The following is a 22,953-nucleotide window of genomic DNA, read 5'->3' as shown; positions in this document are numbered from 1 at the left end:
ATGACTGCACGCAAACCGGAAATCATCATCACGTATTGCACGCAATGCCAGTGGCTGTTGCGTGCTGCCTGGCTGGCCCAGGAACTGCTCAGTACCTTCGGTGACGATCTGGGCAAAGTGTCGCTGGTGCCTGGAACTGGTGGGGTGTTTCACATTTTCTGTGACGATGTACAGATCTGGGAGCGCAAGGCTGATGGTGGTTTCCCGGAGGCCAAAGTGCTGAAGCAGCGGGTCCGCGATCAAATTGATCCGGACCGCGACCTCGGGCACAACGACCGCACTCAGTGAGAGGCGGCTTCTGCCGCAACGGTCTTCTTGCTTGAACCACCCGAGAGTCGACTGGAGACCACGATCGCCACGATGATCAACGCGCCACCGAGGAGCATGCGCAGTGTCGGGTTTTCATCAAACAGCAGCCAGGCCACGGTGATGCCGTAAACCGGCTCCATGGCGAAAACCACGGCTGCGGTCCGCGCCTTGATCACTGCCAGGCTGGCGACAAAAAGACTGTGAGCGACGCCGGTGCAGAACACCCCGAGCAGACCGATCCACAACCAGTCGATGGCGCGCACTTCGCTCAACTGCGGTGCCGCCACCGGCAACAGGCACAACGCGACCACCACGTTCTGACACAGCGCAGCCTGCACCGCCGGGATTCGCCCGGAGCTGGCGCGGTTGGTCAGCGATAGCAGAGAGAACAGCAAACCTGAACCCACCGCCCACAGCAGACCAATTGTGGCGCCGCTGGCCAGATCGAAATCAGGGGTGACCAGCACCAGCCCGACACTGACCAGCACCACCAGCAGGATTTCGTTGGCGCGAATTCGCTCGCGGAAAATCAACCCTTCAAGGATCACGGTAAACGCCGGGAAGCTGGCGAAACCCAGGGTCGCGATCGCGACGCCCGCGACCTTGACCGCGATGAAGAAACTCACCCAGTGTCCGGCCAGCAGTAAGCCGCTGAGCAACAGTCGGCGCCAGTCCACTGCCTCCAGTTTCTGCCAGCGAGTATTGCTGGCGAACCTGGCAAAAACGGCTAACGCCAGCACGGCGAACGCGGCACGCCCGAAGACGATGACGGCGGGGGAGGCGGCAGCCAGTTTGCCGAACACACCGGTCAGGCCGAACATCAGTGCGCCAATATGCAGGGCGCCAAGGGCGGTACGGGGAGTCATTGCAATCCTTAACAACAAGCGAGTAGGAGCAGCCTTCGGCAGCTCCTGCATTGAACCGTGATAACCCCTGTTGTGTCTGTCGGCAAACTATTGCCTTTTGTCGCCAACCTCGCGCCGCAATTTGCCGGGTGAGGCACCGAACTCCCGCAACACCGCCGCCGCGAAGGCGCTCTGCGAACTGTAACCGACCCGACTGGCAATCTCGCCGATCGGCAGCGCCGAATCCCGCAACAAGCCCACGGCCATGTGCAAACGTCGACTGCGGATGTAATCCATCGGCGTCTGCCCGCATTCAGCAACGAACCGTGCATGCAGCCGAGCGCTGGACAGACCGGCGACGCGCGCCAGATCGGCGACTTGAAGTGGATAGGCGGCGTACTGATCGATGTGCGCATTCAGCGCCGCATAAGGCAGGCGCCGACCGCCGACGATCTCGGGTTTGGCGTTGTTGAGGCTGGCCAGCAACAACACCGCGCCTTGTTGCGCGATCAGTGGATCGCTGACCTGACTGCCCGCCAACCAACTGACCAATTGGCTTTGACCGGCATCCAGCGACAGGCGACCGGCGTTGTCGAGTAAACGACGGCTGGCTTCGGCGTGATCACCCAGGGATTGAGAAACCCATTGGTCGCTGGGCACATCCAGTACCAGGCAACGGCTGCCATTGGCGCTACCGCAGGCGTGATGGAAACCGGACGGCACTACCACGAAACTCTGCTGGACCACCTGGCTGCCACGCCCGTCGACCTCGAAATCCAGCGCACCCGACAGCCCGAACACCAGCTGCGCGTGGTCGTGGCTATGGACGATCAGGTCATGAGTGTATTGGCGTAGCGTGAGGATCGGTCTCATCGCAGGACTCCCGGGCAAGGCTGCCAGTCTACACCGAGGGCAATCGTGGGGCGCTGTCACAGGACTGACTCGCCACTGTCATGGGCAATTAACCCGACCGGCGCAAAGTTGCAAAAACTTCTGCAGAGGGTTGCCCATGACCAGCGCCGAGCTCGCCAAACCCAGTCGTAAACAACGTGTGCGGACTTTGTGGATTTCCGACGTGCATCTGGGCACCCGGGATTGCCAGGCCGAACACCTGTCGCAGTTTCTCAAGGGCTACCACGCGGACAAGATCTACCTGGTCGGTGACATCATCGATGGCTGGAAGCTGCGCGGCGGCATGTACTGGCCGCAGGCGCACACGAATGTGATCCGCCGGCTGCTGACCATGAGCAAGCGCGGCACCGAGGTGATCTACGTCACCGGCAATCACGACGAATTCCTGCGCCGCTATTCGAAGCTGATTCTGGGCAATATCCAGTTAGTGGACGAGGCGGTGCATGTGACCGCCGATGGCCGCCATCTGCTGGTCATTCATGGCGACCAGTTTGACGTGATCACCCGGTATCACCGCTGGCTGGCCTTTCTCGGCGACTCGGCCTACGAATTCACCCTGACCCTCAACCGCTGGCTCAACCATTGGCGCGCACGCTATGGCTACGGTTACTGGTCGCTGTCGGCGTACCTCAAGCACAAGGTCAAAACCGCGGTCAGCTTCATCAGCGATTTCGAAGAAGCCATCGCTCACGAGTGCGTCAAGCGCGAGTTGCACGGTGTCGTGTGCGGGCACATTCACCATGCCGAGATTCGCAAGGTCGGCGGGGTGGATTACCTCAATTGCGGGGATTGGGTGGAGTCGTGCACTGCGCTGATCGAGCATTGGGACGGATCGATCGAGTTGTATCGATTGGCGGATGCCCAAGCGCGGGAGGCCGAGTTGAAAGCCGTCAAAATTGCAGAGCCCGCCTAAAAATCAGGGTGTCTGGTCTGGCCCCATCGTCGGAACGCCGCCCGGAGCAAGCTCGCTCCCACATTGAACCGGGTCTACCCTTAGGATGCGGTCAAATGTGGGAGCGAGCTTGCTCGCGATGGACCGCGCAGCGGTCCCCCTCGGATCTTCAGGCTGGCGAATATTCTTCCATCGCTGCCTTGTAGATCGAGTTCTTCGGCTGCGCAAACAACCGCTCCATCATCGGTTCAAAGAAGCTCAGCGGCAGGGTGTCATACGCCGGATCAAACGCCGCTGCGTCATATTTGGCGCAAAACTCGATGGTCGCCTGATACTGCGGATGCCCGCTGAATTGCTCGCGCAAATGCCGGTCCATCCCTAGATGATGGAAGAAGTAATACCCCTGGAAAATCCCGTGCTTCTCGACCATCCACAGATTCTCGGCGCTGACGAACGGCTTGAGGATTGCCGCAGCGATGTCCGGGTGGTTGTAGGAACCCAAGGTGTCGCCAATGTCGTGAAGCAGCGCGCAGACTACGTATTCTTCATCGCGGCCATCGCGCCAGGCACGGCTGGCGGTTTGCAGGGAATGGGTCAGACGATCCACCGGGAAGCCGCCAAAATCACCCTCCAGTAATTTCAGGTGCGCCACAATCCGAGTCGGCAATTGCCTCGCATAGGCACTGAAGTCTGCGGCGATGATCGCCCAGTCTTCCTGCGTGCCGTCCTGCATGTGGGTGAAACGGGCGTTGGCATTCATCGGCTGTCCTCCTGTGGTTCATTGCGCCTAGAACGGCACGCGACCCAAAATCATGTCTCGGTACATGACGAAATCGCCGAGCAGGCTGTAAAACGGATGTTGAAAGGTCGCGGGACGGTTCTTCTCGAAGAAGAAATGCCCGGCCCAGGCGAAGCTGTAACCCGCCAGCGGTAGAGCCCACAACAGCAGCCAGGCGCCTATGCCGATGGTCAGGGCCAGGATGAAAATAACCAGCGTCGTGCCGATAAAGTGCAATCGTCGGCAGGTGCTGTTGCTGTGTTCGCTGAGGTAATACGGGTAGAACTCAGCGAAGCTGTTGAAACGTTTGATGTTTTCCACGACTGCGTTCTCTGTGGTTATTGTTCTGACTGCAAGTTGTTCTGCGGGTAGCTTATTTGAGTCTAGAGTGATCATTGGCATCAGCCAGTGACAATGGGCGCCACTTTAGTATCCTTCGGAAATTGGCCGTAGCATGCGGCTCATCATGTAAGTGGACGACATGAGCGAACGAACGACTTCTGCAAGCTGGGCGATGGGGATTGTCAAAGCACTGGAGATGGACGGCCTGGATTGCCGGGTTCTGTTCAAGCAGCTGGGGCTCGACTACGCGGCACTGGATGATCCGGACGCGCGCTTCCCGCAAGATTCCATGACACGCCTGTGGCAGCGCGCGGTTGAGCTGTCCGGCAACCCGGCGATTGGCCTGAACATGGGCAAGGTGGTGCGACCGGCCTCCTTCCATGTGGCGGGCTACGCGTTGATGTCCAGCCAGACCCTGGCTGAAGGCTTTCAACGGCTGGTGCGCTATCAGCGGATCATTGCGGAAAGTGCCGACCTGAGTTTCCGATTGTTGGAAGAAGGCTACGCGCTGATTCTGACGGTCCACGGCGACCATCTGCCACCGACCCGGCAGAGTGCCGAAGCGTCACTGGCCTGTGCCCTGGCACTGTGCGGCTGGTTGACCGGACGCACCCTGCAGCCGCGCAAGGTGCTGGTGCAGGGCGATCAGCCCGTCGATCTCGAACCCTATAAACAAGCCTTCCATGCGCCTTTGGTGTTCAACGCACCTTATGACGCCTTGATCTTCGAACGCGCTGACATGGAGGCACCGCTGCCTACTGCCAATGAGGCGATGGCGCTATTGCATGACCGGTTTGCCGGTGAGTACCTGGCGCGGTTTTCCGAGAGTCGCGTGACCCACAAGGCGCGACAGGTGCTGTGCCGTTTGCTGCCCCAGGGTGAACCCAAACGCGATACCGTGGCGCAGACGTTGCACCTGTCGCAACGCACCTTGCAGCGACGCTTGCAGGAAGAGGGCACGAGTTTTCAGACGTTGCTGGACGACACCCGGCGTGAACTGGCCGAGCAATACCTGGCGCAGCCGACCATGACCCTGCTGGAAATTGCCTACCTGCTGGGGTTCGCCGATCCGAGCAACTTCTTCCGCGCTTTCCGCCGCTGGTTCGACGCCACCCCCGGCGAGTACCGGGCGCGGCTGATGGGCACGCCTGCTCCTGTCAGTGACGCCAGAACGCCGGAATACACAGAACAAACACCGTAATAATCTCGAGTCGGCCCAGTAGCATGCCGAACGAGAGAATCCACTTGGCAGCGTCCGGCAGGGTGGCAAAGTTGCCCGCCGGGCCAATCGTCTCGCCCAGTCCCGGACCGACGCCGGACACCGTGGCGGCTGCGCCGGTGAGGGCGGTCATCCAGTCCACGCCGAGTAGCGACAACAGCAGCGCGATCACGCAGATGGTGATGGCGAAGAAGAACGAAAAGGTCAGAATCGAACGCACGATCTCTTCGTCGAGGCGGTGACCGTTGTACTTCTGCTTGATCACTGCGCGCGGATGAATCAACTGGTTAAGGTTGGCCTTGAGCAGGATGTACGCGACCTGGAAGCGGAAAATCTTGATCCCGCCAGCGGTCGAGCCCGAGCAACCGCCAATAAAACCCAGATAGAAGAACAGCATCAGCGAGAAATTACCCCAGAGGCTGTAGTCCCCCAGCGCGAAGCCTGTAGTCGTGACCACCGAGGTCACGTTCAGCGCCACATGTCGCAGGGCTTCCAGCCAATGCAGCTGGGTGGTCCACCAATACCAGGTGCCGAGCACCAGCCAGGTCACCAGCAACATGCCGAGTAGCCCCTGAACCTGTTCATCCTTGATCAGTGCTTTGCGGTTACCGCGCAAGGTCGCTACATACAGGGTGAACGGCAGGGCACCAAGAATCATGATGACGACCGCGACCCAATGCACTGCAGGCTCCGGCCACTTGGCCAGAGACTGGTCGGACGTTGAGAAACCGCCGGTGGAAATCGCTGACATCGCGTGGTTGATTGCATCGAACGGACTCATCCCGGCCCACCAGAACGCCAGGCTGCCGAAAATGGTGATGCCGACGTAGGCCGCAACGATCAAACGCGCCACCATGTGTGAACGGGGCATGACTTTTTCGGAACGGTCCGACGACTCGGTCTGAAACAGCCGCATGCCACCGATGCGCAGCAGTGGCAGAATCGCTACCGCCATGCCGATAAATCCGATGCCGCCGATCCAGTGCAGCAACGAGCGCCACATCAGGATGCCGGGAGACATGTTGTCCAGGCCCGTGAGCACCGTCGCACCGGTGGCGGTGATGCCAGACATGCTTTCGAAGAACGAGTCGGTGTAGCTGATGTGCTGGGTCAGCAGGAACGGCAGCGCGGCGAAGATGCACACCACCAGCCAGCTGCTGACGGTCAGCAGGTACATGTCTCGCGGACGCAGGTGTACATGTTCCGGGCGACCGGGGATGACCAGCGCGAGGCCGGCGACAAAGGTAATCATGCTCGCCCAGAGGAACGACGGCAGGTCGCCGGTGCGGTCGAAAATCACCAGCGTGGCCATGGGCACGACCATGGCGATGGCCAGCGTGATCAGGAAGATGCCGATGATGAAACCAATAGTCCGTAAGGTCGGCAACGCCATGAAGTCCGCTCGGGCTGAAATAGGGAAGGGCGCCATTCTACCTGTGGGGCAGGGCATGTAAACCGGCGCCGCCTGCGCAGTTGCAGCTAGAATAGCCAAACATTTTTTTCAGGAGGTGGCCGATGCAGGCTCTCGACGCTTTGCTCAACCGTGTTTCCGTTCCACGACTGCTCGAACCGGCACCGACCGCAGAACAACGCGAAGTGCTGTTTGGTGCTGCGATGCGAGCGCCAGACCATGGTCACTTGCAGCCTTGGCGCTTCCTGACAGTCGAAGGCGCGGCGCGCGAGCAAATGGGCGAGTTGCTGGCCGAAGCGGCGAAGCTGCAGGACAGTGAGGTGTCCGAGGCGGTGCTGGACAAGGCGCGTAACGGTCCATTGCGCGCGCCGCTGGTGGTTGTGGTGATCGCGCGGTTGCAGGATCACGTTAAATACCCGAAGTCCGAACAACTGCTGGCGGCGGGCTGCGCGGCTCACGGGATTTTGCTGGCGGCTTATGCGCAAGGGATTGGCGCGGTGTGGCGCACGGGTGAACTGGCGTATTCGGCGCATGTGGCCAAAGGGTTGGGGTTGGCTGAAGGGGAAGAGGTGATCGCGTTTCTTTATCTGGGTACGCCGCAGAAAGAGCCGCGCGTGGCGGAGAAGGTTGATCTGGCTGAATTCGTCAGCGCTTGGTCAGGCAAGTCCTGACCACACCGATCAAATGTGGGAGCGAGCTTGCTCGCGATAGCGGTAGGACAGTCAATATTGATGTTGAATGTAATACCGCCATCGCGAGCAAGCTCGCTCCCACAGGGTTCAGGGCTGGACCACGGCCCCCGGCACCAACGGCAATTCAAGGCTGGCGATGAACCCCCCTTGCGGATGATTCGCCAGCACCAGACTCCCGCCATGCCGTTCCGCCGCACGGCGCGCAATCGCCAATCCCAAACCATGTCCAGCCGCCGTCTGCCCCGGCGCCCGATAGAACGGTTCGCCCAACTGGCTCAAATGCGCAGCCTCTACGCCCGGCCCATGGTCACGCACACTGACCACAATCCGCTCACCCTGACGCACCGCCTGCATTTCAATCGCTTGCCCCACCGGATTGAACCGCTGAGCATTGCGCAGCAGGTTGTCGACGGCGCGCTCGATCATCGTCGGCCAGCCTTTTAGGTTCAGCTGCGGCTCGGCCTCAAGGTGCACGTTCTGCTCTGGCGAACCCAATTGAGCGTCCTTTTGCAGCGTGTTGAGCAGCGCATTGAGATCAACCTCTTCGGCGCTGGCGTTGTCGGCATCGACCCGCGCCAGAACCAGAATTTCGCTGATCAGTGCTTCCAGCCGGTCGCACTCCCGAGTGAGGCGCGGCCAGAGTTTTTCCCGTTCTTCAGGGTTGGCCCGCTCGGCCAGTGCCAGGGCAATGCGCAGCCGGGCAAGCGGTGAACGCAGTTCATGGGACACATCTCGCAGCAACTGTCGCTGACTGCCGATCAAACTTTGCAGACGCGCGCCCATGCGGTTGAAGTCGTTGGCCAGCACGCCGAACTCATCGCGGCGGTTGGCCAGTTTTACCAGGCTGTTTTGTTGGTAGGTGGTTTGCCCCAGATCATGCACCGCGCCGCGCAAGCGGTTGAGTGGGCGAGTAATGGACATCGTCACGAACAGGCTGAACAAGGTCAGCACCACCAGCGCGATACCCAGCGCACTCAATGGCCAGAGCAGGCTTTCGCGGTGCCATGAGTCCAGTTCCGGGTGCGGAATTCGATAGATCAGCAGGTAGGTGTCGCCGGTTTTTTCGCTGGTGTATTCCGCGGTCAGACGACGCCACGGCAGGCGTCGATCATCGTTGTTCTGTCGCGCTTCGAAGGCCGCCGCACGGCGCGGGAAGGTGCCGCGCACCACCGGATCGCCGCTCTCGTTGAGCACTTGAACGTCAATGTGATACTGGCGTTTGCGCTGTTCCAGAATGTCCTGGGCCGCGTCTTCACCCTGTGACTCGTAGGTTTGCGTCCACTGTTCGGCCAAGGTATTGAGGCCGGGATGGCGACTGAGAATCCACGCGTCCTGGTTGAGCATGTGCCCCAGCAGAATGGAGAGCCCTGCAACCAGAGCGATGGCCAGCCAGAAGCTGGCCAGAATACGCCAGAACAATGAGCGCACAGAAAATCCTCAAGCAAAGAAAGCCCAACGGCGATTAACCGTTGGGCTGTGATATGACGCTAGAACATTATTGCGCCTTTTGCGGCTGTTGCGCTTTCCAGGCCTTGAACTCGGCCCATTCGGCGCGACGCTCAGCCTGTTTTTTCTGGATCTCGTCGAATTGCTTCTGTTGATCCGGTTTCAGCAGGGCACGCACGTCAGCTTCTGCTTTCTTGTGGTTGGCTGCCATTTCATCTTTCATGGCTTTCTGGTCGGCTGGCGAGAGTTTTTCCAGGTACTTGTCGACCACTTGCTTACGTTCATGCATCTGCTCGCCCATGATTTTGCGGATCTGCTCGCGCTGTTCGCGGCTCAGGTCCAGCTGGCTGTACGGGCCTTTGCCGTGCATGCCGTGCATCTGACCGCCATGGCGTGAGCCGTCCATCGGGCCACCCATCGGGCCGGCACCTTCAGGCATGGCCATGGCAACGGTTGGCAGGGCGGCAGCGAACATCAGAGCGATAAGAGTCTTGCGCATGGTGAATCTCCTTGTCTCGTTCCCGGTACGTTCCGGATGAGTACAGATTACGGAGATCAAGGTCAGCGGCGGTCAGCGGAGCGTAAAGCTTGGGTAAAGACGATTTCAGATTGACCTGACAAATCCAACACTTTGCCTGCTTCTCTCTGAAGGAACTGACCTATGTAGCAGCTGCCGAGCCTGCTACGAAGGTTCGCGTTAGGGTTCAGAGGCTGTAGTAATAGCCGCGGCTACGCAGGGCCACGATGCGTGGGCGGCCGTCGGGGTGCGGGCCGATTTTTTTGCGCAGGTTGCTGACGTGCATGTCCAGGCTGCGGTCGTACAGCGTCAGTTTGCGGCCGAGGGCGATTTGCGCCAGTTCCTGTTTGTCCAGGGGCTCGCCGGGTTGCTTGAGCAAGGCTTCGAGCAAACGGCTTTCGGAGACGGTGAGGGTGAATTCCTGTTCATCGATGCTGACCACGCCGCGCACCGGGCTGAAACACAGGTCGCCCAGTTCGAGCTGACTGGAGACTGCAGCCGGATGACTGCGGCGCAACACGGCGCGCAGCCGGGCTGTCAGTTCCCGTGGGTCACACGGTTTGGCCAGGTAATCGTCGGCGCCGAGTTCCAGGCCGAGGATGCGGTCCAGCGGCTCGCCGCGGGCCGAAAGCATCAGCACCGGCAAGTCCGGGTGATCGCTGCGCAATTGCTTGAGCAGTTCCAGGCCGCTACCGTCCGGCAGCATCACATCCAGTACCACGGCTGCCGGCGACGTTTCGGCCAGTGCGCGACGGGCGCTCTGACCATCGTGGCAGGCGCGGACCTGGAAGCCTTCCTGGCTCAACCAACTGCTCAGGAGCTCACACAGCTCCTGGTCATCATCAATTAATAACAGCTCGCTCATGACTCACTCAATTTAGCCATTGCCTACGTTTTCTGGTGGCACCACTGGCGAAGATACCGCAGAGCAGCGCCAATAGCGCTACTGCGGCGCCGATGACGAACCACTGTTGCTGATCGGTCAATAGACGCGGCAGCGGGCTGCTGGCCTGGGCTTCCTTGAGTTGCAGCTTGAGGCGCTGATTCTCTTGGCGCAACCGGCTCAGCTGGGCGCTTTCGCGTTCGGCATCGGTATTTTGCAGTTGTTTGCTCAGTACTTCTCGTTGCTGTTCGCTTACCTTCAAGCGCTGTTGCAACTCGGTGATCTGGCTGCCGGCGCTCAGGGACAGCGGTGTGGAATTACCGCCGTCGGCGCTTTCTTCACCGTGGGCAGGGGCCACAATCGACAACGTCACCAACATCAGACACAACGGACCTTTGCGCATCGCCACTCCTGATTCCAATACGAGTATTGGGCAGGTTGTCGGCCGGTAAACGAGAATAATGAGCGTTGAGAGCACGATGAACCGATAAGGTTCATCGCGCTGGAGGGATATTACGGCAGGACTTGCTTGAACGGCTTGACTGAAACGTTGGCGTAGACGCCTGCGGCGATATACGGATCAGCGTCAGCCCAGGCCTGGGCGGCGCTCAGGGAATCGAATTCGGCGACGATCAGGCTGCCGGTGAAACCCGCAGCGCCCGGATCGTTGCTGTCGACCGCCGGGTGTGGGCCGGCCAAAACGATGCGACCTTCACCTTTGAGCACTTGCAGGCGCTCAAGGTGTGCAGGCCGTGCGGCCAGGCGGGCTTCCAGGGAGTTGGCGACGTCTGTGGCAATGATTGCGTAAAGCATGTCAGTCCTCGGTTTTTGGCGTTGTGGTATCGGCGTCGTGCAGGTGGCGGGACAGGTAAATGCCCTGGGCAACCAGGAACAACAGCGTCATGCCCAGGCTGCCGAAGACTTTGAAGTCGACCCAGTATTCCTGGAACGTGAACGCGACGAACAGGTTGGCGGCACCGCAAAACAGGAAAAACCCGATCCAGGCGATGTTCAGACGGGTCCAGACCGGTTCCGGCAGGGTCAGCGCGTGGCCCATGATGCGTTTGATCAGCAGTTGTTCACCGACGAAGTGGCTGCCAATGAACGCCAGGGCGAACAGCCAGTTCACCACGGGGGCTTTCCATTTCAGGAAGGTTTCGCTGTGGAACGCCAGGGTCAGGCTGCCGAAGACCAGGCAGGCGATGAGGGTCAGCCACTGGCTCTTCTCGAGCTTGCGCTGCTTGATGAACAGCGTGCCGTAAACCACCAGGGAGCTGATGATCAGCATGGCGGTGGCGCTGTAAATACCGCCTACAGTTACCTCGTGGCCGGCAATGTCGACGACCCGGGGATCGAGTTTGAAGACGATGAAGAACAGCAGAAGCGGGATGAAATCGATGAATTGTTTCACAGTGGCAGCCAGAAGCAGGATGTGGCGGCATAATAACAAACATATGGGCGCGCGATAGCGCCAGCTGATTTGAGGTAACACATCCCCGTGAACGTTGATTTGCACTGCCATAGCACGGCCTCCGATGGCGCTCTCGCGCCAGCAGTACTGGTTGCGCGTGCGTTCGAGAAAGGCGTGCGAGTCCTGGCCTTGACCGATCATGACACCCTCGAGGGCCTCGACGAGGCCCGCAGCACGGCAACTGCGCTGGGGATGCAACTGGTCAACGGCGTCGAATTGTCCTGCACCTGGGGCGGCGCGACCATTCACGTGCTGGGCTATGGTTTCGACGTCAATGCCGCACCGTTGGTCGAAGCCATCGCAAAATTGCACGATGGCCGCTGGTTACGGTCCGAAGAAATAAGCCGAAAACTGGCATTGAAAGGCATGCCGGGTGCGCTGGAAGGTGCCCGGGCCATCCAGCAAGAGCTGGGCGACAGCGGCAACGCGCCGGCCCGCCCGCATTTCGCCGACTGGATGGTGCGTGAAGGTTTCGTCAAGGATCGCGCCGAAGCGTTCCGCAAATGGCTGGGCGCCGGCAAGCTGGGGGACGTCAAGCAACACTGGCCGACCCTGGAAGACACGGTCGAAACCCTGCGCGCAGCCAAGGCCTGGGTCAGCCTGGCGCATCCGTGGCACTACGATTTCACTCGCAGCAAACGTCGCCGGCTGATTGCCGACTATATTCAAGCAGGGGGCCACGCTATCGAAGTGGTCAATGGCCATCAGCCCGCCGAGCAAGTGGGCAGCCTGGCGATTCTCGCCCGTGAATTCGGTCTGCTGGTCAGCGCCGGCAGTGATTTTCATGGCCCTGGAGGCTGGTCCGAGATCGGTGAGTACCGCCCGCTCCCGGAGGATCTGCCACCACTGTGGTGTCGATTCAAACATGACCCAATTATTGCCGCCGTCTGAACAGGTAGAGAATGTGAGTCAATTTTTCCAGATTCATCCGGAAAACCCGCAAGCGCGCCTGATCAAACAGGCTGTCGAGATCATCCGCAGCGGCGGGGTGGTTATTTATCCCACAGACTCGTCCTACGCCATTGGTTGCCAGATCGGCGACAAGAATGCCGTGGAGCGCGTGCGCCGGTTGAGACAGCTGGACGAAAAGCACAACTTCGCGCTGATTTGCAGCGACCTGTCGCAACTGGGGCTGTTTGCCAAGATCGATACCGGCACCTTCCGCCTGCTTAAAGCTCACCTGCCGGGACCTTACACCTTCATTCTCAACGCCACCCGCGAAGTCCCGCGGCTGTTGTTGCACCCGAAAAAACGCACCATCGGCCTGCGCGTGCCGAGCCATCCGATTGCCCTGGCACTGCTGGAAGAACTCGGCGAACCGCTGATGAGCGTGACCCTGATCATGCCGGGCGACACCGACCCGATGACCGATCCTTACGAAATGCGTCAGTTGCTCGAGCATCAGGTCGACCTGATCATCGACGGCGGTTTCGGCGGGATCAAGGCGTCCACCGTGATCAACCTCGCCGATGGCGAGCCGGAAGTGATCCGCGTTGGTTGCGGCGACCCGACGCCGTTCATGGCCGAGGCGTAGATGTCTGCAGTAGAACCCGTTGTCGACAGTCAGGCCGGAGCCCAGCAAGAGCTGCCCTTCGCGATGGTCTATGGCCAGGCGGTCATGGAAATGCCGCTGGACCTGTACATTCCGCCGGATGCGCTTGAGGTCTTTCTCGAAGCCTTCGAAGGCCCCCTCGACCTGCTGCTGTACCTGATCCGCAAACAGAACATCAACATCCTCGACATTCCTGTGGCGGAAATCACCCGGCAGTACATGGGCTATGTCGAGTTGATGCAGTCGGTGCGTCTCGAACTGGCCGCCGAGTACCTGGTCATGGCCGCGATGCTGGCCGAGATCAAATCGCGGATGCTTTTGCCTCGTGCCGAAACGATCGAGGCCGAAGAAGACGACCCTCGCGCTGAACTGATCCGTCGCTTGCAAGAGTACGAACGCTTCAAGGCCGCAGCCGAAGGCATCGACGGCCTGAGCCGTGTGGGGCGTGACGTGGTAGTCCCCAAGCTCGACGCCCCGGAAGCCCGGGCGCGCAAGCTGTTGCCAGACGTGCGTCTTTCAGAGCTGCTGTTGTCCATGGCAGAAGTGTTGCGCCGTGGCGACATGTTCGAAAGTCACCAGGTCAGCCGCGAGGCACTGTCCACGCGCGAACGCATGAGCGATGTGCTGGAGCGCCTCAAGGGCGGCGGTTTCGTGCCCTTTGCCGAGCTGTTCACCGCTGAAGAAGGACGTCTGGGGGTGGTGGTAACCTTTATGGCGATTCTCGAACTGGTCAAGGAATCCTTGGTCGAGCTGGTGCAGAATGAGCCGTTCGCAGCGATCCACGTGCGGGCCCGAGCCGAATAACGAGTTGAATCATGAACCTGACTGAACCCCGCGAGCTGGCGCCATTGCTTGAAGCCTTTCTGTTGGCCTCGGGAAAACCGCAATCGCTTGAACGGCTGTTCGAACTCTTCGAAGAGGGCGAGCGGCCGGAGCCGCCAGTCTTCAAGAAAGCCCTGACGATTCTCGCCAAATCCTGCGACGGCCGCGCCTTCGAGCTGAAGGAAGTCGCCTCCGGGTATCGCTTGCAGATCCGCGAAAAGTTCTCGCCGTGGGTAGGACGTTTGTGGGAAGAGCGGCCGCAGCGCTATTCCCGCGCCATGCTCGAAACCATTGCGCTGATCGCCTATCGCCAACCAATCACCCGGGGCGAGATCGAAGACGTGCGGGGCGTGGCGGTCAACAGTCACATCGTCAAAACCTTGCTGGAGCGCGAGTGGATCCGCATCGTCGGCTACCGCGACGTGCCGGGTAAGCCAGCGATGTTTGCGACCACCAAGGCGTTTCTCGATCACTTCAACCTGAAAAACCTCGACGATTTGCCACCGCTGGCTGAATTGCGCGAGCTTGAGCCCGACCCGGTGCTCGATTTCGACGACGCGCCGGTGCCTGCCGGACTGCAGGAGTTGGCAGACGCCAGCGCCGAGCCGGAAGAGCCAAAGGAAGAAACCAGTTTCCACACGTTGTTGCTGGAACTGGACACCATGGAGGAGGGGCTCAAGACCGACTTCGACGACATTCTGCGCGATAGCGCGGTGACGGATTCCGAAGAGGTGTTGGATCAGCCTGAGCCTGAGATCGAAGTTGAACTTCAGGTCGAGCCCGAAGCCACAGTCGAAGAAGAGCCGGAACCAGAGCTGGAAGATGACGTCCTTGGTGTCGCCGAAGCTCGTGAAAAACTCCTGGCCGCTGTCGCCGCTCTCGAACAACCGAAACCCGAGCCCGAATTGACCGACGAAGAAGCCGAAGCCCGAGCCCTCGCCGAAGCGATCGAGGCAGAACGCCGCGAATTCGAAGACTGATCTCATTCTGTAGGCAATGAATATCCCCTGTGGGAGCGAGCTTGCTCGCGATAGCGGTGGGTCAGGCAAGAATGATGTCGATTGACACTCCCTCATCGCGAGCAAGCTCGCTCCCACAGGGTTATGTGTTTCGGAGTTGGTAATGAGTTCTACCAAAGACCCCTGCATCAGCGTCTGCAAATTCACCGACGACATCTGCCTGGGCTGCGGCCGCAGCAAGCGCGAGATCAAGGCGTGGAAGAAATTCGACAAGGACGACAAACGCACGGTTCTCGCCGAAGCGTCGCTCAGGTTGATCAAGCTCGGCGCCACCGGTCGGCGGAAAAACAAGTAAGTCGCCATTGATCAGCTAGTCTCTGATGCGCGAACGCTCCCATGAGCGTATGATTCGCGACCCTTCGGCGATCCCTTCGCCCAAGTACCAGCTTTCAACTCTTCAGGACCCTCACTTCAGAGCTGCCTGAACAGACCACACCGGGAGGTGCCCAGATGAGTATCAAAGACCAGAAAGACGACCAGGAAATCGGCCCAGCAGGCGAGAAACTGCAGAAAGTCCTCGCCCGTATCGGCGTCGGCTCGCGCCGTGACGTAGAAGCCTGGATCAGTCACGGCCGCATCAAGGTCAATGGCAAAGACGCCACCCTCGGGCAGCGCGTCGACATGCACGACGCCATCACCATTGATGGCAAGGTGATCAAGCGCGAAGAAGCCGCCGAGTCGGTACGCCGCGTGATCATGTACAACAAGCCGGACGGCGAAATCTGCACCCGCCTTGATCCGGAAGGTCGTCCGACCGTTTTCGACAAGATGCCGCGCCCGAAAGAAGGTCGCTGGATCAACATCGGTCGTCTGGACATCAACACCACCGGCCTGCTGATGTTCACCACCGACGGTGAGCTGGCCAACCGCCTGATGCACCCTTCCTACGAAATGGACCGTGAATACGCGGTACGTGTGCGTGGTGAAGTCGATGACGAGATGATCGAGCGTCTGAAAGCAGGCGTCGTCCTCGAAGACGGCCCGGCCAAGTTCACCGACATCAAGCAGGCGCCAGGCGGCGAAGGTTTTAACCACTGGTACCACTGCGTGGTGATGGAAGGTCGCAACCGCGAAGTCCGTCGTCTGTGGGAATCCCAGGGCCTGGTGGTCAGCCGTCTGAAGCGCGTGCGTTTCGGTCCGGTGTTCCTCAACTCCGACCTGCCGATGGGCCGCTGGCGCGAAATGAGCCAGTACGAAGTCGACATTCTGAGTGCTGAAGTTGGCCTGACGCCTGTGGCCATGCCGCAGATGAACGCCAAGAGCAAAGACAAGCTCGATCGCATGCAGCGTAAATCGTCGCGTCCGATGGGCAAGACCGAGCGCGTGCGTTCGTTGCGTCCAGCCATCGGTAACCAGACCGCTGCTACGCCGCGTGACTCCCGTGAACCGCAAATCGAAGGCGAGCGTCCAGCCCGCAAACCAGCAGCGCCACGCGCTGATGGCGAGCGCGGTCCACGCACGCCGCGTCCGGCCAACGGTCGCACCGAGCGCGGCGAAGGCCGTGGTGCGCCGAGCGGTGGTCGTAGCGATCGCGGTGCTCCTCGTGGTGAGGCTCGTGGTGATTCGAGTCGCGGTACGCCAGTGGCAGACCGTCCTTCCGACACCAAGCGCCCGGCCAAGGCACCGGCGAAGAAGCGTCCAGGCATCGTCCTGGTCGACAAGGACGCTCCATCGGGCAAACGCCGTGGTGCGCCAGCCGGTTCGGGCCAGCGTCCAGGCTTCGGTCGTCGCAAGCCTGAGTAATCGGTAAGCGCCTCATAAAAAACGCCAACCTTCGGGTTGGCGTTTTTTTTGTCTGGCTTTAAGTAAGGTGGTGACTGTTCGGGCCTCATCGCGAGCAAGCTCGCTCCCACAGGGGACCGCGTTGTCTCATGGAAATGCGATTCACTGTGGGAGCGAGCTTGCTCGCGATGAGGCCAGTAGCGGCACCGCCTGCTTTGTGGCTAAAACACAAACCGCCCATCAAACACCGGCTCATCATCCAGCGCCAACACGCCGCTGGAGAAGATCAGGTCCAGATGATGGCTACCCTTCGCGCCACCCCCCAATCCCAGATGCAGCCCGCAATGGCGCTCCTCGAACCCGGCATTGCGCGCATACAACGCCTTAACGCCTTCATTGGTGCCAATCCCCAGCTCCTCAATCCGCCGATTGGATGGATTGGCCTCCAGGTACTTGTTGAAGTCATGTTCCAGCCCCGGCACCTCGGTGGCGATTTTGCTGATGGTCGAGTTCTCGATCCACAACTCTAGCGGCGACTCCAGCACCCCGTATTTGCGGGCAAAGGGAATGGTGCTGAGAAAAGTCCCCAGGAATTTGACCCGGCCGTTAATGGCCTCGCTGTGCGTGGCAATTTCACCGGGCGCCAGATCGAAGTTGCCGACACCGTTGATGTCGGTCCACTTCTTGATACTGCTCAACGGTGTTTCGAACCACGAGCCGTGATCATCTTTGAAACTTAACGTGGTGGCATGGGACATGCGCTGGATCAAGTGGCTGTTCAACCCGGCAATGCGCTGCGGGGTGACACTGAACGTGTCATAGAAGTAATCGCCGTAATCCTTGAACAGCAGCGACTTCTTCCAGTTCTCGGCCATGACGCCTTGCAGCGCGCGGACAAATTCCGGGCCGTCGGGGCGTGGGTTGGGCAGGGTGGAAGAGTCGTAGAAGAAAATGTACAGATCGCTGTCGGCAATCGCCTGGGCCAGCAATTCCGTGGGTTCCAGATCCAGTCGCATTGCGCTGAAACTGAACCGTGGGCTGGCACCGGCCTGTTCGGCGATAGCGCCCGTCAGTGCCTGGTAATCAGCCGTGTGGCCGAGCAAGACCTTCGCCGGGTTGATACCGGCAAGGGCAGGGTGATGTTCGAGGTAGTAAAGGAAATGCGAAATGGCACGTTGCTTATCCATGTAGTCCTCCCTGACAAACCGAGAAAAAGTGGCAGGCACGACCGGCCGGATCGTGCCTGCCGGGATGTCTTACAGAGGCCACATCGCCGTGCCGAACGGGACAATCGCATCGGCTTGCATCATTTCAACGGCGGCTTCATGGGTCGGTGCTTCAAACCAATCGTCCAGTTGCAGTTCAGTTTCCAAGTCTTTTTCAAGTGCTTGCATTGTGAATCTCCTAGATGACTTTTTCGGTAAGTGCTACGGCGCGTTTTCAGTCATTGAATAACCCGCCAACTCGCTGATTGATGCGTCTCCGCAAGTCGCTGAAAACCTAGTTCACAGGTTTTTAAATTGCAAAAAAATAATCAAATAAGATTTATTTGAACTTTTTATTCTGTTTTTTATTAGGCAATTTGTTAATAAAAAACAAAAAACTAACTCGACCTTTTCCTTAGGAAGCTTCCTACCGTCAATTTGCAGTCAGCCTACAGTCAGATCTGATTCGGCAAATTTACGTTACGGCATGTAAAGAAATACTGACGAAATCAAGCCTCAAAGCCCTTGGTTTGACGCCTGCGGAAGGGATGTAAGGAAAACCTTCCGCCCAACAGCCAATTAGCTCCGCCGCAGGGCTCTGGCCCGCTTGTTTCAGGCGCGGTTGAAGGGTGAGATGCGCCCCATGCCTGTCGTGCAGGTGCATAACAAGAAGGAGGCGCAATGTACGCCGTGATTCATCTCCATCTCTCCCCGTGGGGCGATTTTTCCGCCGTCCCCGTCGATGACCCGCAAAGGTCTGACTCTATTTTTGCAGCCGCCCGAGACCCTCGAGGCGGACACAGGCAATCCCGGCAAATGACACGCTGATCCAGTGGTGTCTGGCAGCAGGGGGTTACAGGTGTACAATGCGCCGCGTTTTAACTGTGACCTCCTGCGCATCTGCGCAAACCTCAAGGCTATCCGCCTTGTTCACTCCGCCGCGCCACAAGCGTGTCGGGTTCGATTTCGTCACAGATAAAAACAAACAGGTGACGCATGACCGTTGTAAAAACGCTGAACTCCTTTTGCCTTCGCTGGGGTTTGATCGGCGCTGCTTGAAATCGCAACCGAGCAGCAACGTCTAACGAACATCATCAAACCTTGCGTGAGACCCTTTTCATGAGTGGACAAAACTCGCATTCAGGCGAGCTGAAACGCGGCCTGAAAAATCGCCATATTCAACTGATCGCCCTCGGTGGCGCGATCGGTACCGGGCTGTTCCTCGGCTCGGCCGGCGTGCTGAAATCCGCCGGCCCGTCGATGATCCTCGGCTACGCCATCTGCGGCTTCATTGCTTTCATGATCATGCGCCAGCTCGGCGAAATGATCGTCGAAGAGCCAGTCGCCGGTTCCTTCAGCCACTTCGCCCATAAATACTGGGGCGGGTTCGCCGGCTTCCTGTCGGGCTGGAACTGCTGGATTCTGTACATTCTGGTGGGCATGTCGGAGCTGACAGCGGTCGGCAAATACATCCACTACTGGGCGCCACACATCCCGACCTGGGTCTCGGCAGCCGGCTTCTTCGTCTTGATCAACCTGATCAACCTGGCCAACGTCAAAGTCTTTGGTGAGGCCGAGTTCTGGTTCGCGATCATCAAGGTGGTGGCCATCGTCGGCATGATTGCGCTCGGCAGCTACCTGCTGGTCAGTGGTGACGGCGGCCCGCAAGCGTCGGTGACCAACCTGTGGGCCCACGGCGGCTTCTTCCCGAACGGCGTCAGCGGCCTGGTGATGGCCATGGCGATCATCATGTTCTCCTTCGGCGGCCTGGAAATGCTCGGTTTCACCGCAGCGGAAGCCGACAAACCGAAAACCGTGATCCCGAAAGCCATCAACCAGGTGATCTACCGGATCCTGATTTTCTACATCGGTGCGCTGGTTATCCTGCTTTCGCTGACGCCATGGGACAGCCTGTTGGCTACCCTGAACGCGTCGGGTGATTCCTACAGCGGCAGCCCGTTCGTTCAAGTGTTCTCGATGCTTGGCAGTGACACCGCTGCGCACATCCTCAACTTCGTGGTGTTGACCGCGGCATTGTCGGTGTACAACAGCGGCACCTACTGCAACAGCCGCATGCTGCTGGGCATGGCCGAGCAGGGTGATGCGCCGAAAGCCTTGTCGAAGATCGACAAGCGCGGCGTGCCAGTGCGTTCGATCCTTGCTTCGGCGGCGGTGACATTGATTGCCGTATTGCTGAACTACCTGATCCCGCAAAACGCGCTGGAACTGTTGATGTCGCTGGTGGTTGCCACCCTGGTGATCAACTGGGCGATGATCAGCTTCTCGCACTTCAAGTTCCGCCAGCACATGAACAAGACCAAGCAGACGCCGCTGTTCAAGGCCCTGTGGTACCCGTACGGGAACTACGTCTGCCTGGCGTTCGTGGTGTTCATTCTGGGCGTAATGCTGCTGATTCCGGGAATTCAGATCTCGGTGTATGCGATTCCGGTGTGGGTCGCGTTCATGTGGATCTGCTACGGCATCAAGAACAAGCGCCGTGACCGGCATGCGTTGCAGGCTGCGGGTTCCGTCGCGAAATAACGTAAACGCAGAAACAACAAACCCGGCCATGTGCCGGGTTTGTTGTTTTATGGCTTCATACAAAACCCTGTGGGAGCGAGCTTGCTCGCGATGAGGGAGTGTCAGCCGACTCAATACTGCCGGATACACCGCCATCGCGAGCAAGCTCGCTCCCACATTGGTCCGCATCTACCTTCAGGCTATTCAGGTATCCTGAGTACCCTGAACCCGGACGCTTTTCCATGCTGGTGATATCCAACAACGTGCATCTGCCGGATGCCGAGATCGAGTTGACCGCCATCCGTGCCCAGGGCGCTGGTGGGCAGAACGTCAACAAGGTCTCCAGCGCCATGCACTTGCGCTTCGACATTCCGGCCTCGTCCTTGCCGGAGTTCTACAAGGAACGGCTGCTGGCGCTGCGTGACAGTCGCATCACCAGCGAAGGGGTGTTGATCATCAAGGCCCAGCAATACCGCACGCAGGAAGCCAATCGCGCGGATGCGCTGGAGCGGCTGACCGAGTTGATCCTCAGTGCCACCAAGGTCGAAAAGAAACGTCGTCCGACCAAACCGACCCTCGGTTCGAAGAAGCGTCGGCTCGAATCCAAGACCAAGCGCGGCAGCATCAAGGCCGGGCGTGGCAAGGTCGACTTTTAGCGGGCTTGGCGTTCTTCCCGGTACTTTTCATTGAGATGTTTCGGCGCCTGCCGGTACAAATAAATACTCAGTGCCAGACCGCTCAGGGCAGCAAGGGCGGCGAACAGGAAGATCGAGGCAAAACCAAAACCTGCCGCAATCGCACCGGCCAGCGGCCCGGTAATCCCCAGCGACAAATCGATGAACAGCGAATAAGCCCCGACTGCCGCGCCACGACTTGAGGCCGGTACCAGGTTGACCGCTTCCACCCCCAGCGCGGGGAACACCAGCGAGAAACCGAACCCGCTCAGCGCCGCACCGGCCAGTGCCCAATGAGCGTCCGGCGCCAGCCATAGCAGCAGCAAACCGAGGGTTTCCACCGACAGGCAGGCGATCGCCACGCGAAAGCCGCCAAGGCGGTTGATCAGGTTGCCGAACAGCAGCCGCGCACCGATGAAACTGGCACCGAACAGGCTCAAGCACAGCACCGCGTTGTCCCAATGCTGCGTGGCGTAATACAACGTGATGAAAGTCGCGATAGTGCCGAAACCGATTGAGCCCAGCGCCAGACCGCAACCATGTGGCAGCACGCGCCCCAGCACATGCATGAACGGCAAACGCTCACCGACCACAATCGGCGCGGCGGTCTTCGGCCAGGCGAGCGCCAGGCCCAGCACGGCCAGCAGCACAATGCTCACGCCCATGCTCCACAAGCCCAGCTTATTGACCAGCAGCACGCCCAGCGGTGCGCCGATGGCGATGGCGCCATAGCTGGCGATGCCGTTCCAGGAAATGACTTTGGCAGTGTTCGCCGCGCCGACCCGTCCGATGCCCCAGCCGATCGAACCGGAGCCCACCAGGCTTTCCGCGCTGCCGAGCACCAGACGGCCGATCAACAGGCTGATCAGGCTCAAGGTCGGCAGGCTCTGGGTCCAGGCCGAAATCAGCATGAAAACTCCGCTCAACCCGCAGCCGGCGAGACCGTACATCACGGCGAGTTTGCTGCCCTTGTTGTCGATGATTTTCCCGGCATAAGGACGGCTGAGCAGGGTGGCCAGGTATTGCACGCTGATCACCAGCCCGGCGATGACCGCACCGAAGCCCAGATCGCTGTGGACATAGCCCGGCAACACGGCCAGGGGAATGCCGATATTCAGGTAGCCGATGAAGGTAAACAGGACGATGGAAACGACTTGCAGCGTGACCGCCAGGGGGCGCTGGTTTTCAGACATGGGTAAAGATCCACGGGGAAGCAGGATAGATAGGCTGCTTATGATAGCGGCGCAAGCGGCTGCGGGTCGTGGAAAAAGTAAAACTATTTGCCGAGCGGGGATGAGTCAGGGTTTGGCGGGAGCGACCAGATGCGTGGTGACCAGGGCGGCCAGGGCGTTTTCTTCGCTGCCGAAACGGGCGAGCAGCGCGGCGCGTTTCTCGGGGGACAGGCGATTCCAGATATCGATCATCTTCTCGGTGGTGCCGATCAGAACGCTGGCCTGCAGCTCTTCATCAAAAGGAGGAGTGAAGTCGTCGGTCATGGTGGGTAACTCAAGGGTTCAGGCGGTGTGGAAAGCGCATGTTAGCGCTTTCCACACGGTCTGGCATTGCAGGTGAATCAGTCTTCGCTGTCGGCCTTGCGGCGTTCAGTGGCTTCTTTTGGCTCGGGCTGTTGGGCACCGGCTTGTTGCGTGGGCGTCTGCTCAGTTTCGTGCAGGCTTGGGAAGGGGAGATTAGGGATCTCGTGCATATCGCGCTCCTCGCAAA

At 59.6% G+C, this 22,953-nt stretch carries 28 protein-coding genes; 12 read left to right on the top strand and 16 right to left on the bottom strand.

What is annotated here, in order from left to right; all coding sequences use genetic code 11:
• Positions 1–288, top strand: a complete 288-nt coding sequence (locus ACA079_RS24170; RefSeq protein WP_033055915.1) for an Rdx family protein — start codon at positions 1–3, stop codon at positions 286–288.
• Here ACA079_RS24170 and ACA079_RS24165 read toward each other — a convergent pair.
• On the bottom strand, positions 282–1,175 hold the full coding sequence (locus ACA079_RS24165; protein WP_497701200.1) for a DMT family transporter: 894 nt from the start codon (positions 1,173–1,175) through the stop codon (positions 282–284). The two genes, ACA079_RS24170 and ACA079_RS24165, sit on opposite strands and share 7 nt — an antisense overlap.
• A gap of 87 nt (positions 1,176–1,262) precedes the next feature.
• A complete protein-coding gene (locus tag ACA079_RS24160) occupies positions 1,263–2,027 on the bottom strand; it encodes a helix-turn-helix transcriptional regulator (RefSeq protein ID WP_497267522.1) in 765 nt (254 codons plus the stop codon).
• 136 nt (positions 2,028–2,163) lie between these two features.
• On the opposite strand from ACA079_RS24160, the gene ACA079_RS24155 reads away from it, so the two are divergent.
• Positions 2,164–2,979: a UDP-2,3-diacylglucosamine diphosphatase gene (locus ACA079_RS24155; RefSeq protein ID WP_150630285.1), complete on the top strand. Its 816-nt coding sequence runs from the start codon at positions 2,164–2,166 to the stop codon at positions 2,977–2,979.
• Positions 2,980–3,127: 148 nt separating this feature from the next.
• Here the strand turns inward: ACA079_RS24155 and ACA079_RS24150 are convergent, their stop codons facing one another.
• Both ACA079_RS24150 and ACA079_RS24145 read right to left on the bottom strand, forming a co-directional pair.
• Entirely contained in the window at positions 3,128–3,718 is a 591-nt protein-coding gene (locus ACA079_RS24150) for an HD domain-containing protein (RefSeq protein ID WP_497701199.1), read from the bottom strand.
• Positions 3,719–3,745: 27 nt separating this feature from the next.
• Positions 3,746–4,057: an Mpo1-like protein gene (locus ACA079_RS24145; RefSeq protein WP_497701198.1), complete on the bottom strand. Its 312-nt coding sequence runs from the start codon at positions 4,055–4,057 to the stop codon at positions 3,746–3,748.
• A 160-nt stretch (positions 4,058–4,217) separates the two neighbouring features.
• Here ACA079_RS24145 and ACA079_RS24140 point away from each other — a divergent pair, with 160 nt between their 5' ends.
• Positions 4,218–5,279, top strand: coding sequence for an AraC family transcriptional regulator (locus ACA079_RS24140; protein ID WP_497701197.1), 1,062 nt, complete (start codon positions 4,218–4,220; stop codon positions 5,277–5,279).
• Here ACA079_RS24140 and ACA079_RS24135 read toward each other — a convergent pair.
• The gene (locus tag ACA079_RS24135; protein ID WP_497701196.1) at positions 5,236–6,690 is read right to left on the bottom strand and encodes a TrkH family potassium uptake protein; all 1,455 of its coding nucleotides are present in this window, start codon (positions 6,688–6,690) and stop codon (positions 5,236–5,238) included. The genes ACA079_RS24140 and ACA079_RS24135 overlap by 44 nt on opposite strands.
• 122 nt (positions 6,691–6,812) lie before the next feature.
• On the opposite strand from ACA079_RS24135, the gene ACA079_RS24130 reads away from it, so the two are divergent.
• Positions 6,813–7,379 (top strand): NAD(P)H nitroreductase, encoded by a 567-nt coding sequence (locus ACA079_RS24130; RefSeq protein ID WP_497701195.1) that lies wholly within the window; start codon positions 6,813–6,815, stop codon positions 7,377–7,379.
• A gap of 108 nt (positions 7,380–7,487) precedes the next feature.
• Here the strand turns inward: ACA079_RS24130 and ACA079_RS24125 are convergent, their stop codons facing one another.
• The 6 genes from ACA079_RS24125 to ACA079_RS24100 all read right to left on the bottom strand — a co-directional run bounded on the left by ACA079_RS24125 (position 7,488) and on the right by ACA079_RS24100 (position 11,657).
• Complete coding sequence (locus ACA079_RS24125; RefSeq protein ID WP_497701194.1) at positions 7,488–8,828, bottom strand: sensor histidine kinase; 1,341 nt, start codon at positions 8,826–8,828, stop codon at positions 7,488–7,490.
• 67 nt (positions 8,829–8,895) lie between these two features.
• Positions 8,896–9,345 carry an LTXXQ domain-containing protein gene (locus tag ACA079_RS24120; RefSeq protein ID WP_017337134.1) on the bottom strand — a complete coding sequence of 150 codons (450 nt, stop codon included), beginning with the start codon at positions 9,343–9,345 and terminating at the stop codon, positions 8,896–8,898.
• Positions 9,346–9,550: 205 nt separating this feature from the next.
• Entirely contained in the window at positions 9,551–10,228 is a 678-nt protein-coding gene (locus ACA079_RS24115; RefSeq protein WP_027922300.1) for a response regulator transcription factor, read from the bottom strand.
• A gap of 7 nt (positions 10,229–10,235) precedes the next feature.
• Entirely contained in the window at positions 10,236–10,649 is a 414-nt protein-coding gene (locus ACA079_RS24110) for an SH3 domain-containing protein (protein WP_497701193.1), read from the bottom strand.
• A gap of 110 nt (positions 10,650–10,759) precedes the next feature.
• Positions 10,760–11,059: a YciI family protein gene (locus ACA079_RS24105; protein ID WP_008156126.1), complete on the bottom strand. Its 300-nt coding sequence runs from the start codon at positions 11,057–11,059 to the stop codon at positions 10,760–10,762.
• A 1-nt stretch (position 11,060) separates the two neighbouring features.
• The gene (locus tag ACA079_RS24100; protein ID WP_283190230.1) at positions 11,061–11,657 is read right to left on the bottom strand and encodes a septation protein A; all 597 of its coding nucleotides are present in this window, start codon (positions 11,655–11,657) and stop codon (positions 11,061–11,063) included.
• Between the two features lie 87 nt (positions 11,658–11,744).
• Between ACA079_RS24100 and ACA079_RS24095 the strand changes: the two genes are divergently transcribed.
• The 6 genes from ACA079_RS24095 (at position 11,745) to rluB (ending at position 16,853) form a co-directional block, all read left to right on the top strand.
• Positions 11,745–12,608: a PHP domain-containing protein gene (locus ACA079_RS24095; RefSeq protein WP_046046431.1), complete on the top strand. Its 864-nt coding sequence runs from the start codon at positions 11,745–11,747 to the stop codon at positions 12,606–12,608.
• Positions 12,609–12,621: 13 nt separating this feature from the next.
• Entirely contained in the window at positions 12,622–13,251 is a 630-nt protein-coding gene (locus ACA079_RS24090; RefSeq protein ID WP_033056081.1) for an L-threonylcarbamoyladenylate synthase, read from the top strand.
• Positions 13,252–14,073, top strand: a complete 822-nt coding sequence (locus ACA079_RS24085; protein ID WP_008156118.1) for a segregation and condensation protein A — start codon at positions 13,252–13,254, stop codon at positions 14,071–14,073.
• Positions 14,074–14,084: 11 nt separating this feature from the next.
• Positions 14,085–15,071, top strand: a complete 987-nt coding sequence (scpB, locus tag ACA079_RS24080; RefSeq protein ID WP_497701192.1) for an SMC-Scp complex subunit ScpB — start codon at positions 14,085–14,087, stop codon at positions 15,069–15,071.
• 142 nt (positions 15,072–15,213) lie between these two features.
• The gene (locus ACA079_RS24075; protein WP_497701191.1) at positions 15,214–15,405 is read left to right on the top strand and encodes a DUF1289 domain-containing protein; all 192 of its coding nucleotides are present in this window, start codon (positions 15,214–15,216) and stop codon (positions 15,403–15,405) included.
• Between the two features lie 155 nt (positions 15,406–15,560).
• On the top strand, positions 15,561–16,853 hold the full coding sequence (gene rluB, locus ACA079_RS24070; RefSeq protein ID WP_497267493.1) for a 23S rRNA pseudouridine(2605) synthase RluB: 1,293 nt from the start codon (positions 15,561–15,563) through the stop codon (positions 16,851–16,853).
• Positions 16,854–17,053: 200 nt separating this feature from the next.
• On the opposite strand, the gene ACA079_RS24065 is transcribed toward rluB, so the two are convergent.
• Both ACA079_RS24065 and ACA079_RS24060 read right to left on the bottom strand, forming a co-directional pair.
• Complete coding sequence (locus ACA079_RS24065) at positions 17,054–18,019, bottom strand: M29 family metallopeptidase (RefSeq protein WP_497701190.1); 966 nt, start codon at positions 18,017–18,019, stop codon at positions 17,054–17,056.
• Positions 18,020–18,088: 69 nt separating this feature from the next.
• Positions 18,089–18,226 (bottom strand): hypothetical protein, encoded by a 138-nt coding sequence (locus tag ACA079_RS24060; RefSeq protein ID WP_497267489.1) that lies wholly within the window; start codon positions 18,224–18,226, stop codon positions 18,089–18,091.
• 930 nt (positions 18,227–19,156) lie between these two features.
• Between ACA079_RS24060 and ACA079_RS24055 the strand changes: the two genes are divergently transcribed.
• Complete coding sequence (locus tag ACA079_RS24055) at positions 19,157–20,578, top strand: amino acid permease (RefSeq protein ID WP_497701189.1); 1,422 nt, start codon at positions 19,157–19,159, stop codon at positions 20,576–20,578.
• Between the two features lie 221 nt (positions 20,579–20,799).
• Positions 20,800–21,213, top strand: a complete 414-nt coding sequence (gene arfB, locus ACA079_RS24050; protein WP_007902485.1) for an alternative ribosome rescue aminoacyl-tRNA hydrolase ArfB — start codon at positions 20,800–20,802, stop codon at positions 21,211–21,213.
• Here the strand turns inward: arfB and ACA079_RS24045 are convergent.
• The 3 genes from ACA079_RS24045 to ACA079_RS24035 form a co-directional block, all read right to left on the bottom strand.
• A complete protein-coding gene (locus ACA079_RS24045) occupies positions 21,210–22,424 on the bottom strand; it encodes an MFS transporter (protein WP_497701188.1) in 1,215 nt (404 codons plus the stop codon). The genes arfB and ACA079_RS24045 overlap by 4 nt on opposite strands.
• A gap of 105 nt (positions 22,425–22,529) precedes the next feature.
• On the bottom strand, positions 22,530–22,727 hold the full coding sequence (locus ACA079_RS24040; RefSeq protein ID WP_046046420.1) for a hypothetical protein: 198 nt from the start codon (positions 22,725–22,727) through the stop codon (positions 22,530–22,532).
• 77 nt (positions 22,728–22,804) lie between these two features.
• Positions 22,805–22,936 carry a hypothetical protein gene (locus tag ACA079_RS24035; RefSeq protein ID WP_008156098.1) on the bottom strand — a complete coding sequence of 44 codons (132 nt, stop codon included), beginning with the start codon at positions 22,934–22,936 and terminating at the stop codon, positions 22,805–22,807.
• Between the last annotated feature and the right edge of the window lie 17 nt (positions 22,937–22,953).

The sequence above is a fragment of the Pseudomonas sp. LBUM1645 genome, from assembly GCF_059716185.1.
Note: the sequence above shows the minus strand (reverse complement) of the source record. Positions and strands in the feature narration are given on the sequence as shown.

What these genes read in the sequence shown, in the direction of transcription:
- ACA079_RS24045 (WP_497701188.1), bottom strand. Translation starts at nt 22,424, where the DNA reads ATGTCTGAAAACCAGCGCCCCCTGGCGGTCACGCTGCAAGTCGTTTCC.
- ACA079_RS24065 (WP_497701190.1), bottom strand. Translation starts at nt 18,019, where the DNA reads ATGGATAAGCAACGTGCCATTTCGCATTTCCTTTACTACCTCGAACAT.
- ACA079_RS24165 (WP_497701200.1), bottom strand. Translation starts at nt 1,175, where the DNA reads ATGACTCCCCGTACCGCCCTTGGCGCCCTGCATATTGGCGCACTGATG.
- ACA079_RS24105 (WP_008156126.1), bottom strand. Translation starts at nt 11,059, where the DNA reads ATGCTTTACGCAATCATTGCCACAGACGTCGCCAACTCCCTGGAAGCC.
- ACA079_RS24135 (WP_497701196.1), bottom strand. Translation starts at nt 6,690, where the DNA reads ATGGCGTTGCCGACCTTACGGACTATTGGTTTCATCATCGGCATCTTC.
- ACA079_RS24115 (WP_027922300.1), bottom strand. Translation starts at nt 10,228, where the DNA reads ATGAGCGAGCTGTTATTAATTGATGATGACCAGGAGCTGTGTGAGCTC.
- arfB (WP_007902485.1), top strand. Translation starts at nt 20,800, where the DNA reads ATGCTGGTGATATCCAACAACGTGCATCTGCCGGATGCCGAGATCGAG.
- ACA079_RS24075 (WP_497701191.1), top strand. Translation starts at nt 15,214, where the DNA reads ATGAGTTCTACCAAAGACCCCTGCATCAGCGTCTGCAAATTCACCGAC.
- ACA079_RS24040 (WP_046046420.1), bottom strand. Translation starts at nt 22,727, where the DNA reads ATGACCGACGACTTCACTCCTCCTTTTGATGAAGAGCTGCAGGCCAGC.
- ACA079_RS24120 (WP_017337134.1), bottom strand. Translation starts at nt 9,345, where the DNA reads ATGCGCAAGACTCTTATCGCTCTGATGTTCGCTGCCGCCCTGCCAACC.
- ACA079_RS24160 (WP_497267522.1), bottom strand. Translation starts at nt 2,027, where the DNA reads ATGAGACCGATCCTCACGCTACGCCAATACACTCATGACCTGATCGTC.
- ACA079_RS24130 (WP_497701195.1), top strand. Translation starts at nt 6,813, where the DNA reads ATGCAGGCTCTCGACGCTTTGCTCAACCGTGTTTCCGTTCCACGACTG.
- ACA079_RS24150 (WP_497701199.1), bottom strand. Translation starts at nt 3,718, where the DNA reads ATGAATGCCAACGCCCGTTTCACCCACATGCAGGACGGCACGCAGGAA.
- ACA079_RS24110 (WP_497701193.1), bottom strand. Translation starts at nt 10,649, where the DNA reads ATGCGCAAAGGTCCGTTGTGTCTGATGTTGGTGACGTTGTCGATTGTG.
- ACA079_RS24085 (WP_008156118.1), top strand. Translation starts at nt 13,252, where the DNA reads ATGTCTGCAGTAGAACCCGTTGTCGACAGTCAGGCCGGAGCCCAGCAA.
- ACA079_RS24155 (WP_150630285.1), top strand. Translation starts at nt 2,164, where the DNA reads ATGACCAGCGCCGAGCTCGCCAAACCCAGTCGTAAACAACGTGTGCGG.
- ACA079_RS24060 (WP_497267489.1), bottom strand. Translation starts at nt 18,226, where the DNA reads ATGCAAGCACTTGAAAAAGACTTGGAAACTGAACTGCAACTGGACGAT.
- ACA079_RS24140 (WP_497701197.1), top strand. Translation starts at nt 4,218, where the DNA reads ATGAGCGAACGAACGACTTCTGCAAGCTGGGCGATGGGGATTGTCAAA.
- ACA079_RS24170 (WP_033055915.1), top strand. Translation starts at nt 1, where the DNA reads ATGACTGCACGCAAACCGGAAATCATCATCACGTATTGCACGCAATGC.
- ACA079_RS24035 (WP_008156098.1), bottom strand. Translation starts at nt 22,936, where the DNA reads ATGCACGAGATCCCTAATCTCCCCTTCCCAAGCCTGCACGAAACTGAG.
- ACA079_RS24055 (WP_497701189.1), top strand. Translation starts at nt 19,157, where the DNA reads ATGAGTGGACAAAACTCGCATTCAGGCGAGCTGAAACGCGGCCTGAAA.
- scpB (WP_497701192.1), top strand. Translation starts at nt 14,085, where the DNA reads ATGAACCTGACTGAACCCCGCGAGCTGGCGCCATTGCTTGAAGCCTTT.
- rluB (WP_497267493.1), top strand. Translation starts at nt 15,561, where the DNA reads ATGAGTATCAAAGACCAGAAAGACGACCAGGAAATCGGCCCAGCAGGC.